The 21,138-nt window shown below is 66.7% G+C and carries 20 protein-coding genes and 1 pseudogene; 3 read left to right on the plus strand and 18 right to left on the minus strand.

What is annotated here, in order from left to right; all coding sequences use genetic code 11:
- Positions 1-14: 14 nt before the first annotated feature.
- The 15 genes from BN4346_RS28095 to BN4346_RS28165 form a co-directional block, all read right to left on the minus strand.
- Entirely contained in the window at positions 15-731 is a 717-nt protein-coding gene (locus BN4346_RS28095; protein WP_407695054.1) for a mammalian cell entry protein, read from the minus strand.
- Positions 698-1,246 carry a mammalian cell entry protein gene (locus tag BN4346_RS28100; protein WP_067968967.1) on the minus strand — a complete coding sequence of 183 codons (549 nt, stop codon included), beginning with the start codon at positions 1,244-1,246 and terminating at the stop codon, positions 698-700. Before BN4346_RS28100 ends, BN4346_RS28095 begins: the two co-directional genes overlap by 34 nt.
- Positions 1,243-2,043 (minus strand): hypothetical protein, encoded by an 801-nt coding sequence (locus BN4346_RS28105; protein ID WP_067968970.1) that lies wholly within the window; start codon positions 2,041-2,043, stop codon positions 1,243-1,245. Before BN4346_RS28105 ends, BN4346_RS28100 begins: the two co-directional genes overlap by 4 nt.
- On the minus strand, positions 2,040-2,696 hold the full coding sequence (locus tag BN4346_RS28110; RefSeq protein WP_067968972.1) for a hypothetical protein: 657 nt from the start codon (positions 2,694-2,696) through the stop codon (positions 2,040-2,042). Before BN4346_RS28110 ends, BN4346_RS28105 begins: the two co-directional genes overlap by 4 nt.
- Positions 2,666-4,258, minus strand: a complete 1,593-nt coding sequence (locus BN4346_RS28115; protein WP_067968975.1) for an MCE family protein — start codon at positions 4,256-4,258, stop codon at positions 2,666-2,668. Before BN4346_RS28115 ends, BN4346_RS28110 begins: the two co-directional genes overlap by 31 nt.
- Positions 4,252-5,403 (minus strand): MCE family protein, encoded by a 1,152-nt coding sequence (locus BN4346_RS28120; RefSeq protein WP_067968978.1) that lies wholly within the window; start codon positions 5,401-5,403, stop codon positions 4,252-4,254. The genes BN4346_RS28115 and BN4346_RS28120 overlap by 7 nt, the downstream gene beginning before the upstream one ends.
- A gap of 17 nt (positions 5,404-5,420) precedes the next feature.
- A complete protein-coding gene (locus tag BN4346_RS28125; protein ID WP_067968982.1) occupies positions 5,421-6,986 on the minus strand; it encodes an MCE family protein in 1,566 nt (521 codons plus the stop codon).
- Positions 6,987-6,992: 6 nt separating this feature from the next.
- On the minus strand, positions 6,993-8,591 hold the full coding sequence (locus tag BN4346_RS28130; protein WP_067968985.1) for an MCE family protein: 1,599 nt from the start codon (positions 8,589-8,591) through the stop codon (positions 6,993-6,995).
- Positions 8,588-9,616 (minus strand): MCE family protein, encoded by a 1,029-nt coding sequence (locus tag BN4346_RS28135; protein WP_067968988.1) that lies wholly within the window; start codon positions 9,614-9,616, stop codon positions 8,588-8,590. Before BN4346_RS28135 ends, BN4346_RS28130 begins: the two co-directional genes overlap by 4 nt.
- Positions 9,613-10,824 (minus strand): MCE family protein, encoded by a 1,212-nt coding sequence (locus BN4346_RS28140; protein ID WP_067968991.1) that lies wholly within the window; start codon positions 10,822-10,824, stop codon positions 9,613-9,615. Before BN4346_RS28140 ends, BN4346_RS28135 begins: the two co-directional genes overlap by 4 nt.
- 5 nt (positions 10,825-10,829) lie before the next feature.
- The gene (locus BN4346_RS28145) at positions 10,830-11,699 is read right to left on the minus strand and encodes an ABC transporter permease (protein WP_067968993.1); all 870 of its coding nucleotides are present in this window, start codon (positions 11,697-11,699) and stop codon (positions 10,830-10,832) included.
- Position 11,700: 1 nt separating this feature from the next.
- Entirely contained in the window at positions 11,701-12,504 is an 804-nt protein-coding gene (locus BN4346_RS28150) for an MlaE family ABC transporter permease (protein ID WP_067968996.1), read from the minus strand.
- Between the two features lie 266 nt (positions 12,505-12,770).
- Positions 12,771-14,345, minus strand: coding sequence for a fatty-acid--CoA ligase FadD5 (gene fadD5 / locus BN4346_RS28155; RefSeq protein WP_067968998.1), 1,575 nt, complete (start codon positions 14,343-14,345; stop codon positions 12,771-12,773).
- A 20-nt stretch (positions 14,346-14,365) separates the two neighbouring features.
- On the minus strand, positions 14,366-14,806 hold the full coding sequence (locus tag BN4346_RS28160; protein ID WP_067969001.1) for an SRPBCC family protein: 441 nt from the start codon (positions 14,804-14,806) through the stop codon (positions 14,366-14,368).
- 36 nt (positions 14,807-14,842) lie between these two features.
- Positions 14,843-15,313, minus strand: a complete 471-nt coding sequence (locus BN4346_RS28165; protein ID WP_067969005.1) for an acyl-CoA thioesterase — start codon at positions 15,311-15,313, stop codon at positions 14,843-14,845.
- A 14-nt stretch (positions 15,314-15,327) separates the two neighbouring features.
- Between BN4346_RS28165 and BN4346_RS28170 the strand changes: the two genes are divergently transcribed.
- The gene (locus tag BN4346_RS28170) at positions 15,328-16,443 is read left to right on the plus strand and encodes an alcohol dehydrogenase catalytic domain-containing protein (RefSeq protein WP_067969007.1); all 1,116 of its coding nucleotides are present in this window, start codon (positions 15,328-15,330) and stop codon (positions 16,441-16,443) included.
- Positions 16,444-16,513: 70 nt separating this feature from the next.
- Positions 16,514-17,050, plus strand: a complete 537-nt coding sequence (locus BN4346_RS28175; RefSeq protein WP_067969010.1) for a TetR/AcrR family transcriptional regulator — start codon at positions 16,514-16,516, stop codon at positions 17,048-17,050.
- A 44-nt stretch (positions 17,051-17,094) separates the two neighbouring features.
- Here the strand turns inward: BN4346_RS28175 and BN4346_RS28180 are convergent, their stop codons facing one another.
- The 3 genes and pseudogenes from BN4346_RS28180 to BN4346_RS28190 form a co-directional block, all read right to left on the minus strand.
- Entirely contained in the window at positions 17,095-18,690 is a 1,596-nt protein-coding gene (locus BN4346_RS28180; RefSeq protein WP_067969012.1) for an HNH endonuclease signature motif containing protein, read from the minus strand.
- Positions 18,691-18,750: 60 nt separating this feature from the next.
- A complete protein-coding gene (gene acpM, locus BN4346_RS28185) occupies positions 18,751-19,065 on the minus strand; it encodes a meromycolate extension acyl carrier protein AcpM (RefSeq protein ID WP_067969015.1) in 315 nt (104 codons plus the stop codon).
- Between the two features lie 107 nt (positions 19,066-19,172).
- Positions 19,173-20,129: pseudogene (locus BN4346_RS28190) on the minus strand (FAD-binding oxidoreductase); the annotation flags it as partial.
- A gap of 55 nt (positions 20,130-20,184) precedes the next feature.
- On the opposite strand from BN4346_RS28190, the gene BN4346_RS28195 reads away from it, so the two are divergent.
- Entirely contained in the window at positions 20,185-21,087 is a 903-nt protein-coding gene (locus BN4346_RS28195; RefSeq protein WP_067969018.1) for an alpha/beta hydrolase, read from the plus strand.
- Positions 21,088-21,138: the final 51 nt, after the last annotated feature.

The following is a 21,138-nucleotide window of genomic DNA, read 5'->3' on the forward strand; positions in this document are numbered from 1 at the left end:
CCGCCCGGCCTGCGCTAGCCCTGCAGACGCGGGGTGAGGTCCAGCGAGGTGATCGTGGGCATCCTGGTAACCACCCACCGGTTCTGGTCACGCTTCATGAACAGCCGGTAGGTCAAGTACTTAATCTGCGGAATCGACTTGCTCAATTCCGTAGTTGCCGTGGTGTTGGTGTACACGATCACGGTGGCCTCGGGGCCGTCGAGGGTCTCGACGGCCGCCCCGACAATCTCGGTGGTGTCGGAGACCTTCGCCTGCTTGTTGCTGTCCGCGATGGCGTCGATGAACTTGCGGTACTGGGCTTCCAGGTCGCCGCTGAGATAGACCGCGGCCCGATCCGGAAGGGAGTCCATGTTTTCCGGGGTGTAGTTCCACAGCGTGTGGATCGCCCTGGCCGCTGTCCTGGCGATGTCGATCTTGGTCGCCACCTCTGCCCGGTCGATCAGATACGGATAAGCTGCGGCACCGGCGAACGCGGCAGCACCCACGAATGCCGCAGCCGAGACCGCAACCGCAAGCCGCACAACGAACTTGGGCCGACCCGGACGCTTCTTCGCCGCCTGAGCGGCCTCAACCGTTTCGTTCTCGGCTTCGGTCTCGGATTCCACCTCGGTGGCATCGGCGGCCGGTTCGAGGTCGTCCGTAGGTTCAGCTTTGGGATCGATCTCCGGATCGACCTGCGCCCCGGCGGACACGTCGGTCACAGCACCTGGTTCAGATTGCTGATCTTCCACTGGTCCCCTTCCTTCTGCGCTGTCGCGAGCCAGCGGGTTGCCACCTTGACATCACGCTTCCCGTCCGGTGACTTACCGCTGTTCTCGACGGCCACCAGCATGCTCACACTGCCGTCGTCGTTCCACCGCTCGACACCAGCGGCCCTGACCATCCCGGTGGTCGGCTCACTACGCGCCACCGCGACCAGAATCTGATTGGCCTTTTCCTGGTATTGCTTCGCGAAATCACCGGTCGCGTGGTCCATGACAGTGGCGAGGTAATCGTTGGCGTGGAACGGATCCGGCGAGGTGAACATCGTCATGAACGATCTGACCGCGACCAGCGCCTCGTTGTCCTTGCGCTCGGCACGCAGGTGCTGTTCATGGGTGAACAAGGTCCACGAACAGGCCGCGATGGCGGCAGCGGTGACCACCAGCGCACTCGCGATCACCCGCGGCAGCCGTCGGAGCCGCGGGACCGCCTGATCGACGAAGAGCGGCGGCGCTTCGCTGGAGACACGGCGGCGCGGACTCATCGGTCCCCCTCGGCGGGCAGCGGCTTACTGACGACATCAAGATTGTCGACGCGCCAGGTTCCCGAGGTCTGCACGAACGCCACCTCGACAGTTGCGCTGATCAGCCGCTCCTTGCCGGGCGTGCCGCGTTGGCCTTGTAAGAACAGCAGCATGGTGGCGCGATCCGGGGCGGCGTTGACCACCGCGCCATCGGTCACCCGATAGAAGTTCGGCACCGGCTTGGCGTCACGGATCGCGTCCTGCTGGGGAACCAGCTGTTGGCGATACTTCTCGGTGGCCAACGACTGGGCCCGATCAAAGTCGGCCTGCAATGTTTCCGGGTCGTAGGACAACATGTCCGCCACGATCTTTGGACCCTGTCTGGCGATCTCGGCCTTGGCCCGGTCCGATCTGTGGTCGTTTTGGTAGACCGCGAAGTACGCCGTGGCAGCAGCGACGAGGCTCACGGCGGCGGCCGTCACGAACACCGCGGCCGCGGCACCTCGCACGTTTGCCGGCGGCGGTGGCTTACCCGCCGAATCACCACGCACCCCGTCGATTCCGGCGACCGCGCGTCCCAGGCTCCAACCGGTAACCGTAGGCAGCAGGAATCGGCCGGCCGCGGTCGCCAGAAACGCCAACCCGGCGATCCCCGTTGCGGTCCACCGCCCGACACTGCCGGACGGGAAACACAGGGCGAGCACGCCGACGCTCGCCATGACAGCCAATCCCGGCAGCAGGTCGATCGCGAGCGCCGTAACGCGGGCCCGCCACCTCGTCGGCTCCGGACGCGGCGCGACGGTCACGGTGTCGGTCACCTGGCCACCTGGTCGAGCTTTGCGATTCGGTACTGCCCTTCGTCCCGAACCATCTGGGCCCGCAGTCGGTAACCGATCTCTTTGCCCTTTGCCTCGATATTGTCGGCCTTGACGCGGAACGCCACCAAGATGTCGATCGAGCCGTCCGGGTTGTTGCGCTCTACCGCGGCACCCATCTCGGTGAGCTCAACGTGGACCTTCGCCGCCTGATAGGCAGGCGGCAGGATCTGGGCGTACAGCGTTGCCTGAGTACGGAACTCCCCGGCAGCGCAGTTGAGCATCTTCTGCTGGGACAGTGACACATCGCCCGGGTCCGGGACCTGGGTCGCCAGTACGCAGGACTTGGCCGCCTCCAGGGCTTCGGCGTTGTCCCGGGCCATCGCCTGGCTCGCGGCGTGGTCGCGAAGGCCGACCAGTCCGGCGGCCACCAAGCCCGCAGCTAGCAGCAATAACAGCACACAGATACCCGCCTGCTGGCGACGGCCTAGACGCGACGGCGCCGGTTCGGCGGCTACCGCCTCCGAGTCGGTCGACTCCTGCGGAACCTCCGGCTCGGTCTCCGCCACCGCGTCTTCAGCGTCCAGGGCCTCGGTATCTGCGGTCTGCTGGTCCTCGTCCGTGCTCAGCGGAACGGCGCCAGCATCCCCTTCCATGCGTCGTCTCCTAAGTTCATCGAGTTCTCGACGGAGTATTCGACGCCGTCTGGCCCCACCGCCTGGCCACTCTGCGGATTGTAGATCCCGGCTGGTCCCCCACCGGGGGTGTAGATGCAGGGGTTCGGTTGTTGCCCGTTGCACTGCACGCTACCCGTCCCCGGCCGGGACAGCGGGTCACTGGTGGGCGGGGGAGTCCCCGGCACCATATCCGCCGGCAGCGGGTTGAGGCCGGTGTTGACCGACGGCGCCGGAATCACGTGACCCGGCTCGACCGGCTGGTCACAGCGCGCGCCCAGCGCCGGGCAGGTCCGGATCTGGTTCGGGTCGCCGTACCACGGGTTGGTGCCCAGCGGGACGTACGGCTTGTCGCTGCGGCATTCCTTCGGGGTGGGGGCCCGCTTACCGGGCACGTCCACACACGGAATGTTGCGCACGCCGCGAACGTTGTTTGCCGGGGTGTCCTGGGGAATCCGGCAGGAGACATCCGGCAGCTCTGCGGGGCTGGTGTCGGCGAACGCCCGCCACTCCGATGCCGGCAGATAGCCGGTCAGACACGGCGGTGGTGAGTTCAGGCTCAGGCCCGGAACCGGCACCGGGAAGATCGGTCCCGGGAATGCGCCCAGCGCAACGCCAATTGACGCCCGGCCCTGGTAAGTGGAGCTCACGGTCTGGATGATCGAGCCGGCCTGGGGCAGGAAGACCAGCACCTGCTCGGTGTTCCGGTTGTAGCGCTTGGCCATCTCGGTCAGGATCGCCATGTTGGCCATCACCTGCGGCAGCGAGTCCTTCGTCTCGCTGAACACCGTGTGCACCTGGTCGATCAGCGGCGGCAGCTCCGAGACGATGTGTTTGACCGTGTCATCTCGGCTGGCCGCCTGACTGGCCAGCACGTTCAGGTTGCGCGCCCATTGGTGAATGGAGTCGCTGGACCCAGTCTGGCTCTCGATGATCGGCGCCGACTTCTCCACAATGTCGTCGACATCGGCGAGGTTGGTCTTGAAGTCGCCCACGATGGCCTGCGTCGCATCGACGAGACGTTGCAGCGACGGGCCCAAACCGCCGACCGCCGTCGCGGTCTCGTCGAGCAGAGCCGAGATTTTGCCGGTCGGCAACGCCGCCAATCCACGATTGGCGGTGTCCAGCGCCGGCCCGATCGCTGCCGGGACCGTGCCTGTGGTGATCGTCTGTCCCTGCTTCAGGTACTGACCCGGGTTACCAGTCGATACCAGATCCAGGTACTGCTCACCGATCGCCGACACGGAGTGCACGTTGGCGCTGGCATCGACAGGGATCTTGTACTTGCTAGAGATCTGCATCGTCGCCTGCGCACCGGTCTCGGTCGGTTCGACGCCGGTGACGCGACCGATGATGGTGCCGCGGTAAGTGACGTTTGCGGTCTTGTACAGACCACCCGCCTCAGGCAGATCGGCCTTGAGCGAATACTGGCCCAGGCCCGCCAAGGTGGGCAACCGCAGGTAGTAGACGCCCAACACCAACAGAGCTACAGCGGTCAGGACGCTGAAGATGACCAGTTGACGCTTGATCTGAGGTTTCAGCAATTCCGGTCAGCCCTTTCCACATATGGACCGCCGGGTGCGGTAGCCGGGTTCGGCGTGTACCGAACGTCCGGGATCATCTTTTCGGGGTCGTGGCCGAAGGACTGCTCCAACGCCCGCAGCATCCCGGAGAAACCGGTGCCGGTCAGGATCGCGTTGTCGATGGACGCGTAGGTGAGGTCGACCACCAGCGAGGTGTTGATGAAGTCACCGCGGACGGCCTTGAAGGCACCGTCGACGTGATACGGCGCGGTGATCATCACCTGCATGAGGTCGGGCAGGTACGGCGACGCCTTGCGCAGTTCCCGTGCCGGGCATTGCATCGAGGTCAGCACCTGGTGCAGGTCGGACCGCGCGGGTGCAATCTGCTGATTGACCTGTGTGCCCATCGCGCCCAGTGCGTCGACAGCGTTGATGAAGACCGCCTGCTGCGCGTTGAAGTACTTGAACAACGGCGGGAAGTCGGTCAGGGCCTTCTCGATGCTGTCGTTGTGCGCACCGAAGTAGCTCAGCAACCGGTTGCCGGAGTCGATCGCCCGAGTGATGTCCTCACGCTGGTCGTTCAGGCTGCCGATGAACGTGTCCAACTTGGTCAGGAACGCGCGGATCTGGTCGGCCCGTCCGTTGGACAGAGCGGCGAATTCCGTCGTGATGGTGTCCAGGTCCGACAACCCACCGCGCTGCAGCAGCAGCGCCAGCCCCGCGAGGGTCCGCTCGATCGTCGGGTACGACGACGAATTGCTCAGCCCGATGGTGTCGCCGTTGCGGAGTTCACCCTCCGGGTGCTCCGGGGCCCTCAACTCGATGTGCTGCGAACCCAGCAAGCTGGTTTGGCCGATCTTCGCCGTGGCGTTGCGCGGCAGGTGAACGTCCTTGTTCAGCCTCAGCTTGAGGGTGGCGACCCAGTTCTTGAGCTCGATCCGCTCGACCGCGCCGACGAACACGTCGGCGACCAGGACCCGGCTGTTGCCGTTGAGCGCCAAGGTGTCCGGCACCTGGACGTACACCGTGTAGGCACCCGGGCCGCTACCCGGACCACCCGGCAACGACACGTTGGCGATACCGCGCCAGCTGCTGCAAGAACTCAGCGTCAGTGCGGCCATCAGCAGCACCAGCGCCTGCCAGCCGCGGCGGCTGACCGTGTTCATCGCTGTCCTCCGTCTCATCAGCCGTTACCTCGCGGCGGCAGCGGTGCCACCGGCCCCGGAATCACGTTCGGTCCCGGCGGCGGCGGCGCTATCGGCGCCACCCCAGGCGGCTGGCCGATGAACGGCAGCGGGCCGGCGGACTCGTCATACGAGTTAGGCGGACCGGGCGGTGTCTGGTACTGCGAGTTGACCGGAGCGGGGTCGGGTCCACCCATCAACTGCGCCAACGATTCCGGGGTCAGCAGTCGCGCGGTGTCATGACCGGGCTCCACACCCTGCATTCCAGGCGCGGTGATCCAGCCCGGCTGGGTGTTGCGGTGCGACGTCGGGGTGTCAGGCACCCAGATTCCCGGGACGGTGGTGTCCTTGTAGCCCGGTGGCGGCTGCAGCCGCGGCTCGGAGTACGCGATCTCCTTGGGCGTGGTGTAGGCACTCGTCCAGATGTTGATACCGAACGGCAGGTAGTTGAACTTGATCGCGTCGGCAACCGGTGCCAGGTATTCCGCGCACAGCTCCGCAGAGTCCTGGTAGCCCAGGCGGCTGCCGGCCTGAATCGCACTGCAGATGAACTCCATCGGGTTGGCGAAGTTCACGATGACCGGGGAGCCCAGGACCATGCCCTGCGCCGGGTGGTAGATCTCGTCCACACCGGCCAGCACGTTGGGCAGGATGTGTAGGGAGGTCTCGAAGCCGTCCAGTGCATCCGGTTGGGTGATGGCCGTCGTCACCTCGGCAACGTTGTTGATGCTTTTCACCAGCGGCTTGGCGTTCTGGTTCAAGAACGCCTTGACGATCGTCATGGTGGCGTAGAACTGGTCGGTAGCCGTTGCCAGGGCCTGGTCGGTGCTGTTCAGGTTGCTGGTGAACTTGGCCAGGTCATGGTTGAGCGCGACGAACTGCTGGTCGTTGTGGTCAAGCGCCTTGACGAACAACGACAGGCTGCGAACCACCGCGAAGAAGTCACCGCGGCCCTTGTTCAGGGCGGTCAGGGCGTCCGACAGGCTGTCGAACGCGGTGTTGATCTCCTGGCCCTTGCCGGACAGTCCATCGGCGAACGATTCAATGGCGTCGCCGATCGGTCCCTTGGGCTGCTCGGGCGTCGGACCCAACTTGTTGATGATGTTGGTGACATCGTTGCGCAGCGTGTCCCATTCGACCGGGACCTCGGTGCGGTCCTCCGGGATCACCGCCTTGTTGGCCAGCACGGCCCCACCGCGGTACGGCGGCTCCAGCTGAATGGTCCGTGACGCGACCAGAGTCGGGTTCAAGATGATCGCCTTGGCGTCGGCGGGCACCTTGTACTTGCTGTTGTAGTGCAGCGTCACCTTCATCTTGTCGCCGGCCGGCTCGATCTTGTCGATCGCTCCGACCCGGACACCCATGATCTGCACCGCGTCACCGGGGTACAACGCGTCAGTCTGCGGGAAGTACGCGACGACCGAGGTGCTGTTGAGCTTGCGGAAGAGCTGCACTCCCCCGAAGCCGGCCACCAGCGCCAGTGCCAGCAGCAGTGACCCGACGATCACCGTTGTCCGCGACCGCTCCGGCAGTCGCATATTGCGAATATCAAAGACCGTGCTCATGGCTGGCTACCTTCCCTCCAGCGAGCCGCCGCCGCCACCGGGCTGGCTGTTGCCGCCTTCACCGGGAGCGATGAACGGCGCCGGCAATTGGTTGCCCGGTCCGGGCGGTGCCGGCGGACCGGGTGCCCTGGGTCCGGGTGGCGGTGCCGCGCCCGGGTTGGCAGGAGCCGGGCCGGCGACCGGGCCCATGGGCTCGGAACGCCCGCCGGGATTGGCGTCGGGCATCGGAACCGGGGTGCCCGGCACCAACGGCGGTGTCTCGCCCGGACGACCGGCGATCGAGATTCCCGGCGACGACCCGATGCCGTCCGGGTTTGCCGGCGAGACCAACACATCGGTCGGGCCCGGGTACGGTCCGCTGTGTCCGAACGGGCCGTCATTCGGGTCCAGGTTGGCGCACGGCAGTGGGTTGCCCGGGGTCGGGAACATGCCCGCGGCAGGTGCGTAGGAGCACGGCGATCCGGGCGCTACGGCCGGGCCCGGGTGCTCGGGGGTGCCTTCGATCACCTGCGGCGCGGGTGGCGGCGCACCGTTGGCGAACCTGGTCCCGTTGGGGTCGGGGTAGCGGAACTCCGGCAGGCCGGCGTTGCGCCAGAATTCCTCCGGCGAGATGCCACGCTTCTTGAACGCTGCGTCGACCCATGGCTGCAGGATCCAGTACGGGATCAGGTTCAGCGTCGAGACCTTGAAGTAGGGGCCCGAGGCGATCGCGTCATTGACGATCGTCAGGTACCTACCCAGGATGGTGAACATTTCCCTGAGGTCATCTTGGCGCCGCACCAACATGTCGGTGATGTTGGAGGCCTCGGTGAACACGTGGTTCAGATCCAGGCCCGGATTGTCACGGACCAAGCCCTGGACCTGCTCGCCGAAGTAGGCGATGTTGCCCAGCAACGCTGAGATCGCCTGGCTGCGCTGGTTGACCGCGGCCGACAGGGTCTGGGTGTTGCGCAGCAGGGCATCGATCTGGCCGCTGCGGTCGCCGATCACACTTGCGACCTGGTTGGTCTGTGCCAGCAGGTGGGTGATCTCCTCGTCCCGCTTGCCGATGGTGTCGGAGAACTTCGCGACGCCGTCGAGCGCGGCGCTCAAGTCGGGGTAGGTCTGATCGACCGTCTCGGACAGCACCTTCAGCGACTTCTTGACCGTGTCGATGTCCCAGCCGGACGCGGCTTTGGTGGCGTCGAAGACCGCATCGTAGAGCTGGTAGGGCGTGGTGCTCTGTCCCAGCGGCAGGACTGCCTGCGGCGCGATGCGGCGCTCGCCCTTGGGCTCGATGGACAGCACCTTCTTACCCAGGATGGTGTCGGTCTTGACACCGATTCGGCTGTCGCTGCCGATCGGGTTGGCCCCGACCGAGAACTTCACCAGGACATGGTCGCCAGCGATCGACAGGTCCTGGACCTTGCCGACGTCCACACCCGAGATACGCACCTTGTCGCCGGCGGTCAGGCCGCCGGTGTCGGAGAGCTCTCCGAAGTAACTCGGCTCGGCGAAGAGCATCGGCACCGAGGTGAAGGTCTGACCCACCAGGGTTACCAACGCCAGTGTGGTGACGCCGATGATGCCGATCCGTGCCCGGTTGGGCGGTTCCAGAGTTCTCACTGGGGCGTGCACCTCCCCGTCGGTTGCTGCCACAACCGGACGTTTCGAACCGGTCCGCCTGGCTGCAATCCGGGAAGCTTGATGGTCGCGTCGCAGATGTAGAAGTTGAAGAAGTCACCGTAAACACCGGTGCGCCCGATCAGCTTCAACGCCTTGGGAATCTTCTGCAGCAGCTGGTCGACATCGTCGAGCCGGTCCGCCGGCTCCGGTCCCGCCACCGGGAAGATGCTGTGCAGCTGCTTCCGGTTGTCGGCCAGCAGATCCGCGAGATTGCCGGCGGCGTTACCGAATTCCGCGGTGCCGTTCGCCAAGCCGGTGGCGTTGTTGTTCAACCCCTTGACCAGTTTGTCGAAGTTGTCGACCGTCTCGTCGAAGGTCTGGCGATGCCGAACCGCGGTGTCCAGGACCACGTTCAAGTTCTTGATGACTTCGCCGATGGCCGCATCCCGGTCGGCGATGTGGGCGGTCAGCGAAGCGGTCTGTTCCAGGATGTCGTTGATGGTGCCGCCCTGGCCCTGGAAGACCGTCACGATGGTCGACGCGATGGTGTTGATCTTTTCCGGGTCCAGCGCCCGGAACACCGGCTTGAAACCGCCGATCAGCGCGTCCAGGTCCAGCGCCGGCTCGGTGCGGGAGGCAGGGATGAAACCGCCCATGGGCAACCGCTGGTCGGCACCTTCGCCGTCGCCCCGCTTGAGCTCCAGGTAACGATTGCCGATGAGGTCGGAGTAGCGAATCTGTGCGGTGGTCGACTGGAACAGCGGCAGCGACCGGTCGACGTCGAAGTCCACCACTGCCCGACGACCGCCGTCGACCAGCCGGACCCTCTTGACCTTGCCGATCTCCACGCCGGAGGCGCGGACGAACTGACCCTGGCGCAGGCCACTGGCGTTGCTGAATTCGGCGGAGTAGCGGGCCGTCCGGTCGAACCGGATCTGCCCGAAGACCACGACGAGTCCGACCGTGAAGAGCAGCAGCACCGAGCCGACGGCGCCGAGTTTGAGGGCGGTTCTGGTGATGTTCATGGGTTAATCGTGTAATCCCCGACTTGGCGACCCCAGACGTAATCAATAGCCAGGGGCGATCCGGTATCAAAGTGGTTGTACGGCGCTTGGCTGACTCCCGTGTCGGCCACCAGGTAAGGCGCCGGCCAGAAGTCGTGGGTGATTTCCTGCCAGCAGCCCGGCGCACCGCCGGGGCCGCCGCGGGCGTTGTAACGCGGCAGGTTATCGGGATAGATGTACGGGTTGGCCGGTCCGACCAGTTCACTGACGGTGTCGAGCGCGTAGCCGTCGCCGCCCAGGAATTCGTAGACCTTGGGTGCGCCCTCGGCGAGGTTGCGGATGGCGCAGAACAACTCCGGGCTGTACTCATCCAGCAGTGCCGACACCGGTACCAGGTCGGAGAACTGCGCACGGAAGTACGGACCGAACCGCTGGGTGACGTCCGCCCCGAGGTTGCCCACCCCGGCTGCGCCCAGCAATGCGGCGTCCAGTTCCTTCTGCTGGTTGGTGATCGTCTTGACGGTGACGCTCGAGCTGTCCAAGAAGCCGATCAGATCCGGTGCTCCGTCGGCGTAGACCTCGCCCAGGTTCGCGAAGCCCTTGAGGTCGCGGCGGAACGAGGGCATCCGCGCGTTGACGTCGTCGAGGATCGCGTTGCCGTTGACCAGTGATTCGCCGAGCTTGTCACCCAACCCGGTCAACGCCTCCGCCGCGGCGTGCAGCGTCAGGTTCAGTTTGATCGGGTCGATGTGTTCCGACAGGTTGTTGACGGTCTCGAACAGCGTGTTGAGCTCCGTCGTCACCGAGGTCGCGATGATGCTCTTGGTGGTGATGCGTTCCCGGGCGGGGTGCTCCGGTGCGGTCAGCGACACGTACTTGTTGCCGAACAGCGTGGTCGCCAGAATGTCGGCTTTGACGTTGGACGGAATCAGCTTGATGTACTTGGGGTTCACGTCGAGGGTGAACTTGGCGGCCGGCTTGTTCTCGTACTCCGTCGGCGCAATCGCCGCGACGCGCCCGATCTGAACGCCGTTGTAGGTCACCGGACCACCCGGATCCATCACCAGGCCGGCGCGCGGGGCCACCATCGTCAGCGACGTCGTCTTGGTGAAGGCACCGCGGAACTGGCCATAGACCAGCCCCCCGATCAGCGCGAGGATCGCGAAGGTCACTATGCCCGCGAGCCGGAACGGCGGGTTATGTACGTTGCTCTGCTTCCCGGTTGCCATGCGCGTCACATCGTTAGGTTGAAGTTGGGGTCGACGCCGTAGAGCGCCAACGCTGCGAGCAGCACCACTGTGGGCACCGTGATCAGGGACAGGCGCATCGACTGGCCCACGGCGGCGCCGACGCCGACCGGACCGCCACTGGCGTTGAACCCGTAATAACAGTGCGTGACCATGACCACCACCGCGATCAAGATGGTTTCAACGAACGACCAGAACACGTCGTCTGGCCGCAAGAACGTTCGGAAGTAGTGGTCGTAGGTACCCGACGACTGCCCGAAGAACAACGTGGTGACAATCTGCGGTGCGGCGAACGCCATGATCAGCGCGAGGGCGTACAGCGGGATGATCACCGTGAAACCGGCCACCACGCGGGTCGACACCAGGTAGGCGATCGAGTTGATGCCCATCACTTCGAGGGCGTCGATCTCCTCGCTGATGCGCATCGCGCCCAGTTCGGCAGTGGCGCCCGCCCCGACCGTCGCAGCCAACGCGATACCGGCGTTGACCGGGCCGACCACGCGGACGTTGACCAGGGCCGCGGCGAAACCGGTGTAGGTCTCCACACCGATGTTGCCCAGCGAGGTGAAGCCCTGGATCGCGATGAGCGAGCCGCCGGCCAGCATCACGAAGCCCATGATGGCGACGGTGCCGCCGATCACGGCCATGGCGCCGGTGCCCATGCCCAATTCGGCGACCAAACGCAGCGTCTCGGTGCGGTACCGCCGCAGCGCCCACGGGATCTGCCGGAGGGCGGTCTGCGAGAACCAGCCGAGCCGACCGCTCCTTTCCAGCCCGCGGCCGGCCATCCCGACGTAACGCTGGTAGTTCGCAACCAGCCCGGGAAAGCGGCCCCGGACTACTGTCGATGTCGACATGTCAGGTCCCCGTTCCGAACTTCACGCCGATGGTGGTCAGCACCACGTTCACGGCGAACAACGCAAGCACGCACAGCACGACTGTTTCGTTGACGGCCGTGCCCAGGCCCTTCGACCCGCCGCGGACGGTAAGTCCTCGGTAGCAACCGACTAAGCCGGCGATAAGTCCGAACACGCTGGCTTTCACCGTTGAGATGATCACCTCGGGCAGCCCGGTTAGCAGAGTCAGCGTGGACAGGTAGGCGCCGCCGGACACGTTCTGCAGGTAAACGCCGAACAGGAAGCCGCCGGTCAAGCCGATCACAATCACCAACGCGTTGAGGAGCAGCGCCACCACGGTCGCGGCGATCACCCGGGGCACCACCAGTCGATGGACCGGGTCGATGCCGAGCACCTCCATCGCGTCGATCTCTTCGCGGATGGTGCGGGCACCCAGGTCGGCACAGATCGCGGTGGACCCGGCGCCGGCGACCACCAGCACGGTGACCAGCGGACCCAGCTGGGTGACCGCTGCGATGCCCGCTCCAGCGCCGGAAACGTCGGCAGCACCGAACTGCGCCAACAGGATATTCAGCGTGAAGACCAGCAGCACGGTGAGCGGAATGGCGACCGCGATGGTCGGAATGATGGCGACACTGGTGATGAACCAGCCCTGCTGCAGCGTCTCACGCCATTGGAACGGGCGTACGAAAAGCGCACGGGCGGTCAGGGCACACATTCTGAAGAATCCGCCGACCATGATCAGCGGCGGCAGTATCCGATCCCGGAGGAAGTCGGTCACCCGGGGACGCGCTGGAGCCGTCATGTCACCCCCCTCACCAGAAATCCCGCCGCACGACCCAGCAAGGAACCGCGTCGCACAGTGTCTTCTCCCGTCTGTCGTTCAGCGAGACCTGCGTCACCTTATCGGCCCGAAGTGCCCTTGGCGACCATCGGACAATACCTGATGGCTCGGTGAGAGCGTCATCGAATGAGTGGAACCTACGCTAGTTTCCTACCGGAGAGTAACCTGCCCCGACCTCCCACATCGCCGTTTCCGCCGGCATCGCTTGGCGCGCTGCCCTACTCGGATCACTGAGGCTTCCCGTAGTTAATGCGCAGTTCGGTTTTGAGCACTTTCCCGGCCGGGTTGCGCGGCAGGGCGTCGACGATCTCGAGCGCCTTGGGGTGCTTGTAGCGCGCCAGCCGCTGGGTCAAGAAATCGTCGAGGTCGGCCAGGGTAAGACCTTCCCGCGAGAGCGCGGCGACCGCCACCGGTACCTCGCCCCATCGCTCGTGCGGGCGGCCGATAACGGCGACCTCGGCGATGTCGGGGTGATCGGCCAACACGTTCTCCACTTCGGCGCAGTACACGTTCTCGCCGCCGGAGATGATCATGTCCTTCTTGCGGTCGACCACCCAGACGTAGCCCTCTTCGTCCATCCGAACCAGATCGCCGGAGTGAAACCAGCCGCCGGCAAAGGCCTCAGCGGTGGCCGCCGGGTTGTTCCAGTAGCCACTCATCAAGGTGGGCGCCCGGTAGACGATCTCGCCCACCTCGCCCACGGCGACGTCGTTCATCTGCTCGTCGACGACCCGGGCGCAGACGGTCGGGATGACCGTGCCGACCGAACCGAGCTTTCTGGTGGCGTCCTCGCCGAGCAGGATGCAGGTCACCGGCGACATCTCGGTCTGCCCGAAGGCCGCCAGGATCTTGGTGCCGGGGAAGGTTTCCGCCATCTGCCGAAGCAACGCGTCGGAGGCCGGCGCTGCGCCCCACGACATGGTCCGCAGCCGGATGTCGCGCGGGTTGGCCTGCTGCTGGGCGCAGACCGCCTGCCATTGGGCGGGCACCAGGAAGATGCCGGTGACCCGCTCGGCGGCCAGCACGTCGAGCAGTTGGCCGGCGTCGAACGCACCCAGGGGGTTGATGACGGTCGGGATGCCCAGCCACATGCCGGGCAGCAGGTTGCCCACGCCGGCGATATGGAAGAACGGCACCCCGATGAAGGCCACGTCGGAGGTGCCGGTGCCGGCGGTGTGCAGCGCGGTCATCGTCTGGCCGACCAGGTTGGTGTGGGTGAGCACCGCTCCCTTGGGCAGCCCGGTGGTCCCCGAGGTGTACATGATCAGGGCCGGTGAATCGTTGGGAATGTCGACCGGCGCGTGCGGCTCGCCGCTCTCGCCGATCAGGTCTTCATAGCCAATTAGTCCCTCACCGACCGAACCGCCGGCTACCACCACGTGGTCCAGCAGTCCGGTCAGCTCGCGCACACCGGTGGCGACCGGCACCAGCGCCGGTTCGGTGATCAGCACCCTGGCCTCACAATCGGTGACCAGGTAGGCGATCTCCGGCGGGGTGAGCCGGAAGTTGACCGGGACGGCGATCGCGCCCAGCATGTTCGCGGCCAGCACCGACTCGACGAACTCGGTGCGGTTGAGCATCAGGATCATCACCCGGTCACCGGCGCGGACCCCGCGGCGGCTCAGGGCGTCGGCCAGCGCGCCAACCCGATCACGCAACTGCGACCAGGTGGTGGTCTGGCCCTGGAACCGCAGCGCCGGAGCATCCGGTTTCATCAGCGCGTGCCGATCCAGCTGGTTGACCCAGTTCTGTCTGCGGGCCCGGTAGGGCTGCTCGGCGGGATCGACGGTTGCGTGACTCAATTCGGGTCTCCCGCTTCGTGCTAGCCCGAAGTCAGTTCTTCGGCGCGCCGTTTGAGATTGTCAGCCAGATAGTCCAGGGCGTTGCTGAAGGCCTTCTTGAGCATCGGCTTGGGCACCGGCATCTGGGTCTCGACGTTCATGTCGACAGTGAGCAGCGTGGTCGGGCCGATCTCGACCACCGAGAACAACTGCTCCTGCTTGCTGAACAGATCGCCCTGCTGCAGCACGGTCTGGATCTGAGTGTCACTGGGGTAGTAGACGGCCTGGATGAAGGTGCCGTCGAAACCGGAGTAGGACGCATCCAGCCGCAGCTGGCTGGGCCGGCCGTCGTCGTAGCGGGCCAGCACCCAGATCCCTTTGATCTCTTCGTTCCACTGCGGGTACGCCTCGAAGTCGGCGACGATCCCCATGATCGTGGCGGCATTGGCGGCGACTTCGACGGTCTTGCTCACGAGCGGCACCCGCCGAGCATAGCCACCGGCGATATGGCCGCCGAGTTAAACCTGGGCGGTGGCCAGCAGCGCGCGAATCCCGTCGGGGATCGGCACTGGCCGCCGGGTGGTGCGGTCGACGTAAACGTGCACCCAGTGCCCGAGCGCGGCCAGTGGGGCGGCGTCGTCGCCGTCCGGGGCCCGGAACACCGCAAGCCGATAGGTGACGCTGCTGCGCCCCAACCGGGTGACGGCCAGCCCCACCGCGAGCCGGTCCGGGAAGGCGAGTTCGCCCAGGAACCGGCAACCCGATTCGGCGACCACCCCCAGCTCCGGCGTCGCGACCGGGTCGATAGCCGGGACATGTGCGGCGATCCAGCCGTTGATCGCGGTGTCGAACAGCTGGTAGTACACCGCGTTGTTGAGGTGGCCAAACATGTCGTTGTCGGCCCAGCGGGTCAACACCGGCCAGTGCACCGGAAAGTCGTGGCTGGTCAAGCCTTCCGGGGCGGGCGGGACCGCTGCGTCCGAACTCATGGTTGTATTCCAGCATGACCACGATCCGCGGGGCGGTGCTGGAGCGGATCGGGGCGCCGCGGCCCTATGCCACCTCACGCCCGCTGACGGTGGCCGAGGTGGAGCTGGCCCCGCCCGGCGAGGGCGAGCTGCTGGTACGGGTTGAGGCCGCCGGGGTCTGTCACTCCGATCTGTCGGTGGTCGACGGCAACCGGGTGCGACCGGTACCGATGCTGCTCGGCCACGAGGCCGCCGGCATCGTCGAAGCGGTCGGCGCCGGGGTCACCAGCGTGCGGCCGGGCCAGCGGGTGGTGCTGACCTTCCTGCCCCGCTGCGGCCATTGCGCGGCGTGCGCCACCGACGGCCGAGCGCCGTGTGAGCCCGGCAGCGCCGCCAACGGCGCGGGCACACTGCTCGGCGGCGGGCAGCGGCTGCATCGCGCCGACCAGACCGTCTACCACCACCTCGGGGTGTCTGGGTTCGCCACGCACGCCGTGGTCAGCCAGACCAGCGCGGTACCGGTACCCGATGACGTGCCGCCGACGGTGGCCGCCCTGCTGGGCTGCGCGGTGCTGACCGGCGGCGGCGCCGTGCTCAACGTCGGCCGTCCGGCGCCGGGTGACACCGTGGCGGTGGTCGGGCTCGGCGGGGTTGGGATGGCCGCGGTGCTGACCGCGCTGGCCCACGACGGCGTGCAGGTCATCGCGATCGACCGGCTGCCGGACAAGCTGGCCACCGCAACCGCGCTGGGCGCTCACCTCACCTATACCCCGCAGCAGGCCCTTGACGCCGGCGTGCGCGCCCCGGTGGTGATCGAAGCGGCGGGTCATCCCGCTGCGCTGGAGGCCGCGATCGGTTTGACCGCACCGGGCGGTCGCACCATCACCGTCGGGCTGCCGCCACCGGATGCCCGGATTAGCGTGTCCCCGCTGGGTCTGGTTGCCGAGGGGCGCTCGCTGATCGGCAGCTATCTGGGTTCGGCGGTCCCCGCGCGCGACATCCCGCGCTTTGTGGAGTTGTGGCGGGCCGGCCGTCTTCCCGTCGAGCAGCTGGTGTCGGCGACCGTGCCGCTGGAGCAGATCAACGAGGCCATGGACCAGCTCGCCGACGGCGCCGCGGTGCGCCAGATCATCACGTTCGATTCGCACTGAACCCGCGGTGCCGTCCGCCCTGGCACCCACCCGGCGTGACACTTTCGCTATTTTTTGTAAAGTTTCCGCTATGGCCCGCAGCACGGTGGACGCCCCCGACGGCTCGACCCGGCAGCGGATCCTCGCGGCCACTGCGGAGGTGCTCGGGCGCAATGGGATGACCAAGCTCAGCATGTCCGAGGTGGCCGCCCAGGCCGGGGTCTCGCGCCCCACCCTGTATCGATGGTTCCCGTCGAAGGACGAGCTGGTCTCGGCGTTCTCCCGCTACGAGCGGCACATTTTCGACAGCGGGATCGCCCGCGCCACCGAAGGACTGAAGGGCGCCGAAAAGCTCGACGCCGCACTGTGTTTCATCGTCGACTATCAGCACTCGCACACCGGCGTGCGAATGATCGACATCGAACCCAAGCACGTGCTCGCCGATTTCTCCCGCATCATGGTGCCGATGCGCGAGGGCCTGCAACGGATGCTGACCGGGCCCGATGCCCCGGTGAAGGCGGCCGCTGCGATCCGGATTGCCATCTCGCACTACATCATTCGCAGCGATGACTCCGAGCAGTTCCTCGCCCAGCTGCGTCAGGCGGTGGGGATCAAGCACCGCGACTGACGGGCGCGGGCTGGGCGGATCGCATGACGGTTCCAGTTGGGAGATCAGACTCGTGGCTCGTTGAAGTCCATTTCTTCGTAGCTGCGTTGGAGGTCCTCGAGGGCGGCGTCGTAGTCGAAGTCACCGGGGACGGGGTCCTCGAGCCACGACCAATCCTCGTCGGGGTCGATCGGTGGTGGCTGTTCGTCGCGGAAACCGGCGGCGTCGTCGGCGTCGGGCGGGTTACCCGGCTCGGGACGCCGGCGGTGGTAGTCGATGACGGCTTCGATGAAGTGGAAGGGGTTGGTGCGGGGTTGGCCGCGATCGAGTCGGGGCGGCGGGATCCATTCGACGCGGCCGGTGGGCCCGAGTCGGGTGATCCAGTTTTGTTTGGTGGCCATCCGGTTGTCGGGTGCACACGCTAGGGCGAGGGCGTCGATGTCGGTTCGGCCGTTGTCGGCCCAGTCGTGTTCGGCGTGATGGGCTTGGGAGAGGTAGCCCGAGACGGTGCAGCCGGGTCGGGTGCACCCGCGGTCGCGGGCGTGCAGCACGATGCGCTGATCGCCGGTCGCCAGGCGCTTGCTGCGCCCCAGCCATAAGGCGCGGCCTTTGCCGTCGAACACGCTCAGGTAGTGGTAGGCGTGTTCGGCCATGCGCAGCAGGTCGGTCATCGGCAGCAGTGATCCGCCGGCGGTGTGGGCTTTGCCGGTCACCTTGGTGTCGGTCAGTGGTGGGTGTCCGGTTGCGGCGTGCAGTTCGGCCAGGGTGGTGGTGACGATGACGGTGACCGGCAGCCCGTTGAGTTGCCCGAGGTCCCCGCAGGCGAGGACGGCGCGGAATGCGGCCAGCAGGGCGTCGTGGGTGCGTTGATCGGGGCGGCGATCATCGGCGCTGATCTGTTCCTGGCTCGGCGTCCCGCTGACACAGGGGTGCTCATCAGCGGCGTTGCACATCCCGGGCGCGGCGAGTTTGGCCAGGATCGGCTCCAGGGTGGCGCGTAGTTCCGGGGTGATCGTGCCCGACAGTGAACTCATCCCATCGACACCTTGGCGGCCCAGACGCAGCCCCCGCTTGGCCAGGCGTTCTCGATCCGTGAAGTCCCCGTCAGGGTTCAGTACGGCGACCAGGTGATCGGCGAGGCGGGCGAAGGTTTCGGGTCCGAATTCCTGCGCCAATATCGCCAGGTCCGCTTCGGCGCGTTCACGATCGGCGGCGGCCACGGCGGTGGGGATTTTGGCCAAGGCTTTGCGGGCGATCACCACGTGTTCGGGACCGACCCGTCCGGCGGCTTGGGCAGCCGCCAGTGTCGGCAGCACCGGTTCCAACGGTTCCCCGGTCACGGCGGTGCGTGGACCCAAGTCGGCGGCTTCCCCCAATCGGCGCCGCGCCACCGCAGAGCTGATCCGCAACCGCTCCTCTAACACTTTGACCAGTGAACAGGCCCCCAACGCCCCAGGATCCTCGGTGACCAGCCGGGCCAGGATCAGATGATCGACCACCGGGGCCCGCCACGCCAAGGCCTCCCGGCGGGACAGCACCGCCACCAATTCTTCGGCACTCAAGCCGTCGAACGAACACGCCTCCAGCCGGTCATAGGCTGCCTCAATCGCATCAAGAGAAGCCATGATGGTCTCCCGATCCGCGAACGCGTCCCTACCCATGCCTCGAACACTAGTTCGACCCACCGACAGAAACCCGGGGCAGACCGCAAATTAAGAAATTTATGAGGATTTTGGGCTGTCCGGCCCGCGTCGCTGGGCGCGGATCGCTTCAACAGCCTCAGGATTGTCTGCCGCGAGTTGCTGTAGGTAGGCGACGACGTCACCGACGGTCCGGAGACCGGCGAGATCCTCGTCAGGGATCTTGACGCCGTATTTGTCCTCAGTCTGGACCGCTATCTCCACCATCGACAATGAGTCGATATCCAGATCGTCTATGAACGATTTCTCGATCGTGACCTCAGACGGTTCGATACCGGTGACTTCCTCGATGATTTCGGCGATGCCGGCAATGAGTTCTTCTTGGGTGATGGTCATGTCGATCCCTCCTTTTCGGCACTGTCAGTGTTGGGTGGCGCGGTCGGCCGACGGCGGGCCAGGCCTTGGCGGGTGTGGTGGACCGCGACGCGAGCAAGGAAGGCTGGTTCGAGTAGGCGTCGTGGCGGGCGCCAGAGCCGTTGCCGGGTGGCGGGGTCCACGCCCACCGCCGGCTCGTCGCAGGAACGCGCCTGCGCCAGCAGTTCGGCGAGGCGATCGGTCTGATCGGTGTCTCCGGTCAGCTCCACCAGCAGCAGCCAGTCACCGCGCACCGGGGCGGCCACCCCGAGCCGCTCGCCGGTCAACGCGGCGACGCGGGCATCGATCAACTCCAACGTCGCGATGCCGGCGACGTCGCGAAAAACCCGGGCGGCGCCGACCAAGGCCTGCAGATCCGCGAAGCCGCAGACCGCTGTAACCCGTTGCGCAGGAACGGGATACAACCGCAGATCCAGCCCGGTGATGACGCCCAGGGTGCCTTCGGCGCCGACGAACAGGGCGGGCAGGTTGTAGCCGGTGTTGTCCGAGCGCACCGCGCTGTGCCGGTGCAGCAGTGAGCCATCCGGCAGCGCCACCTGCAGGCCGAGTACCTGCTCGGCCATGTTGCCGTGGGCAACGGTGCACAGCCCGCCGGCGTTGGTCGAGGCCATCCCGCCGACGGTCGCGGTGTCCCGGGCAGTCAGGTCGACACCGAACTCCAGCCCGGCCCCAGCCGCCGCGCGCTGCACCGCCGCCAGCGTCGCGCCCGCCCCCACCGACACCCGGCGCTCGACGACGTCGACCTCTCCGAGAGTGTTCAACCGCTCGGTGGACAGCAGTACGTCGTCGTGTTCGGGGACGGTGCCGGCCACCAGAGAGGTGCGGCCACCCTGGACGGTGACGTGCGCGCCGCCGTCGCGGCAGAGCCGCAGCACCGCGGCGACGTCCTCGGGCGATCCGGGCCGCACCAGCGCGCGGGCCCGGCCCTGGTAGCGGCCGGTGTAGTCGACGCTGCGTCCGTCCAGAACGTCGGGATCGTCGGTGACATAGGCGGGACCCACCACGTCCGCCAGTCGCTGGAGCAGATTCTCCGGCCCGGTCACGGATGCCGGTCTACCACACGGCGCGCTACCTTTAGCCATGGCTACCCGCGAAGACGTCTCGTTTCGATCCGGCGCGGACCGCATCAGCGCCTGGCTGTACCGCCCCGACAACGCCGGTCCCAGCCGCGCCCCGCTGCTGGTGATGGCGCATGGCCTGGGCGCGGTGCGGACCATGCGCCTGGATGCCTACGCCGAGCGGTTCGCCGCCGCCGGCTACGCCTGCCTGGTGTTCGACTACCGCAACTTCGGCGACAGCGACGGCGCTCCCCGCCAGCTGCTCGATGTGGGCATGCAGCTGGCGGACTGGGCCGCCGCCGTCGACTACGCGCACACCCTGGCCGGTATCGACCCGGCCCGAATCGGGTTGTGGGGCACCTCGTTTGCCGGTGGTCACGTGATCGCCACCGCGGCACGGCTGCCGGTGGCGGCAGTCGTGTCGCAGTGCCCGTTCACCGACGGCATCGCCTCGGCGCGCACCATCCCGCCGCTGACCACCGCGCGGGTCAGCCTGCTGGGCCTACGGGATCTGGCCGCGGCGGCGCTCGGCAACCCGCCGGTGCTGGTGGCCACCGCCGGCCGCCCGGGGGAGGTCGCGCTGATGACCACGCCCGACGCCTACCCCGGCTACCTGAAGCTGGTTCCGGAGGGAAAGACCATCCGCAACGAAGTGGCCGCACGGATCGCGACGAAGATCCTCACCTACCGTCCGGGCCGGCTGGCGGCCAAGGTGAGCTGCCCGATCCTGTTCTGCGTCTGCGACACCGACTCGGTCGCCCCGGCCGGCCCGACCCTGCGCTATGCCGCCAAGGCGCCCCGCGGCACCGTCAAGAGGTACCCCGAGGGCCACTTCGACATCTATGTCGGCGACGCCTTCGAGCGGGTGGTCGCCGACCAGCTGGAGTTCTTAGACCGCAACCTCAAGACCGCGGGGGCTGCCTAACGCTCGTGACGCCCTGTCCCAGCGGGTGGACGAGTAGGCCTCCGCGCCAGC

Origin of the sequence: Mycolicibacter icosiumassiliensis (assembly GCF_900078685.2) — a bacterium.
Taxonomy (GTDB): Bacteria; Actinomycetota; Actinomycetes; order Mycobacteriales; family Mycobacteriaceae; genus Mycobacterium; species Mycobacterium icosiumassiliensis.

Excerpts from the sequence above, each read along its gene's own strand:
- BN4346_RS28100 (WP_067968967.1), bottom strand. The coding sequence starts at position 1,246 with ATGAGTCCGCGCCGCCGTGTCTCCAGCGAAGCGCCGCCGCTCTTCGTC.
- BN4346_RS28110 (WP_067968972.1), bottom strand. The coding sequence starts at position 2,696 with ATGGAAGGGGATGCTGGCGCCGTTCCGCTGAGCACGGACGAGGACCAG.
- BN4346_RS28120 (WP_067968978.1), bottom strand. The coding sequence starts at position 5,403 with ATGAACACGGTCAGCCGCCGCGGCTGGCAGGCGCTGGTGCTGCTGATG.
- BN4346_RS28125 (WP_067968982.1), bottom strand. The coding sequence starts at position 6,986 with ATGAGCACGGTCTTTGATATTCGCAATATGCGACTGCCGGAGCGGTCG.
- BN4346_RS28135 (WP_067968988.1), bottom strand. The coding sequence starts at position 9,616 with ATGAACATCACCAGAACCGCCCTCAAACTCGGCGCCGTCGGCTCGGTG.
- BN4346_RS28140 (WP_067968991.1), bottom strand. The coding sequence starts at position 10,824 with ATGGCAACCGGGAAGCAGAGCAACGTACATAACCCGCCGTTCCGGCTC.
- BN4346_RS28145 (WP_067968993.1), bottom strand. The coding sequence starts at position 11,699 with ATGTCGACATCGACAGTAGTCCGGGGCCGCTTTCCCGGGCTGGTTGCG.
- BN4346_RS28150 (WP_067968996.1), bottom strand. The coding sequence starts at position 12,504 with ATGACGGCTCCAGCGCGTCCCCGGGTGACCGACTTCCTCCGGGATCGG.
- BN4346_RS28165 (WP_067969005.1), bottom strand. The coding sequence starts at position 15,313 with ATGAGTTCGGACGCAGCGGTCCCGCCCGCCCCGGAAGGCTTGACCAGC.
- BN4346_RS28170 (WP_067969007.1), top strand. The coding sequence starts at position 15,328 with ATGACCACGATCCGCGGGGCGGTGCTGGAGCGGATCGGGGCGCCGCGG.
- BN4346_RS28175 (WP_067969010.1), top strand. The coding sequence starts at position 16,514 with ATGGCCCGCAGCACGGTGGACGCCCCCGACGGCTCGACCCGGCAGCGG.
- BN4346_RS28180 (WP_067969012.1), bottom strand. The coding sequence starts at position 18,690 with ATGGGTAGGGACGCGTTCGCGGATCGGGAGACCATCATGGCTTCTCTT.
- acpM (WP_067969015.1), bottom strand. The coding sequence starts at position 19,065 with ATGACCATCACCCAAGAAGAACTCATTGCCGGCATCGCCGAAATCATC.
- BN4346_RS28195 (WP_067969018.1), top strand. The coding sequence starts at position 20,185 with ATGGCTACCCGCGAAGACGTCTCGTTTCGATCCGGCGCGGACCGCATC.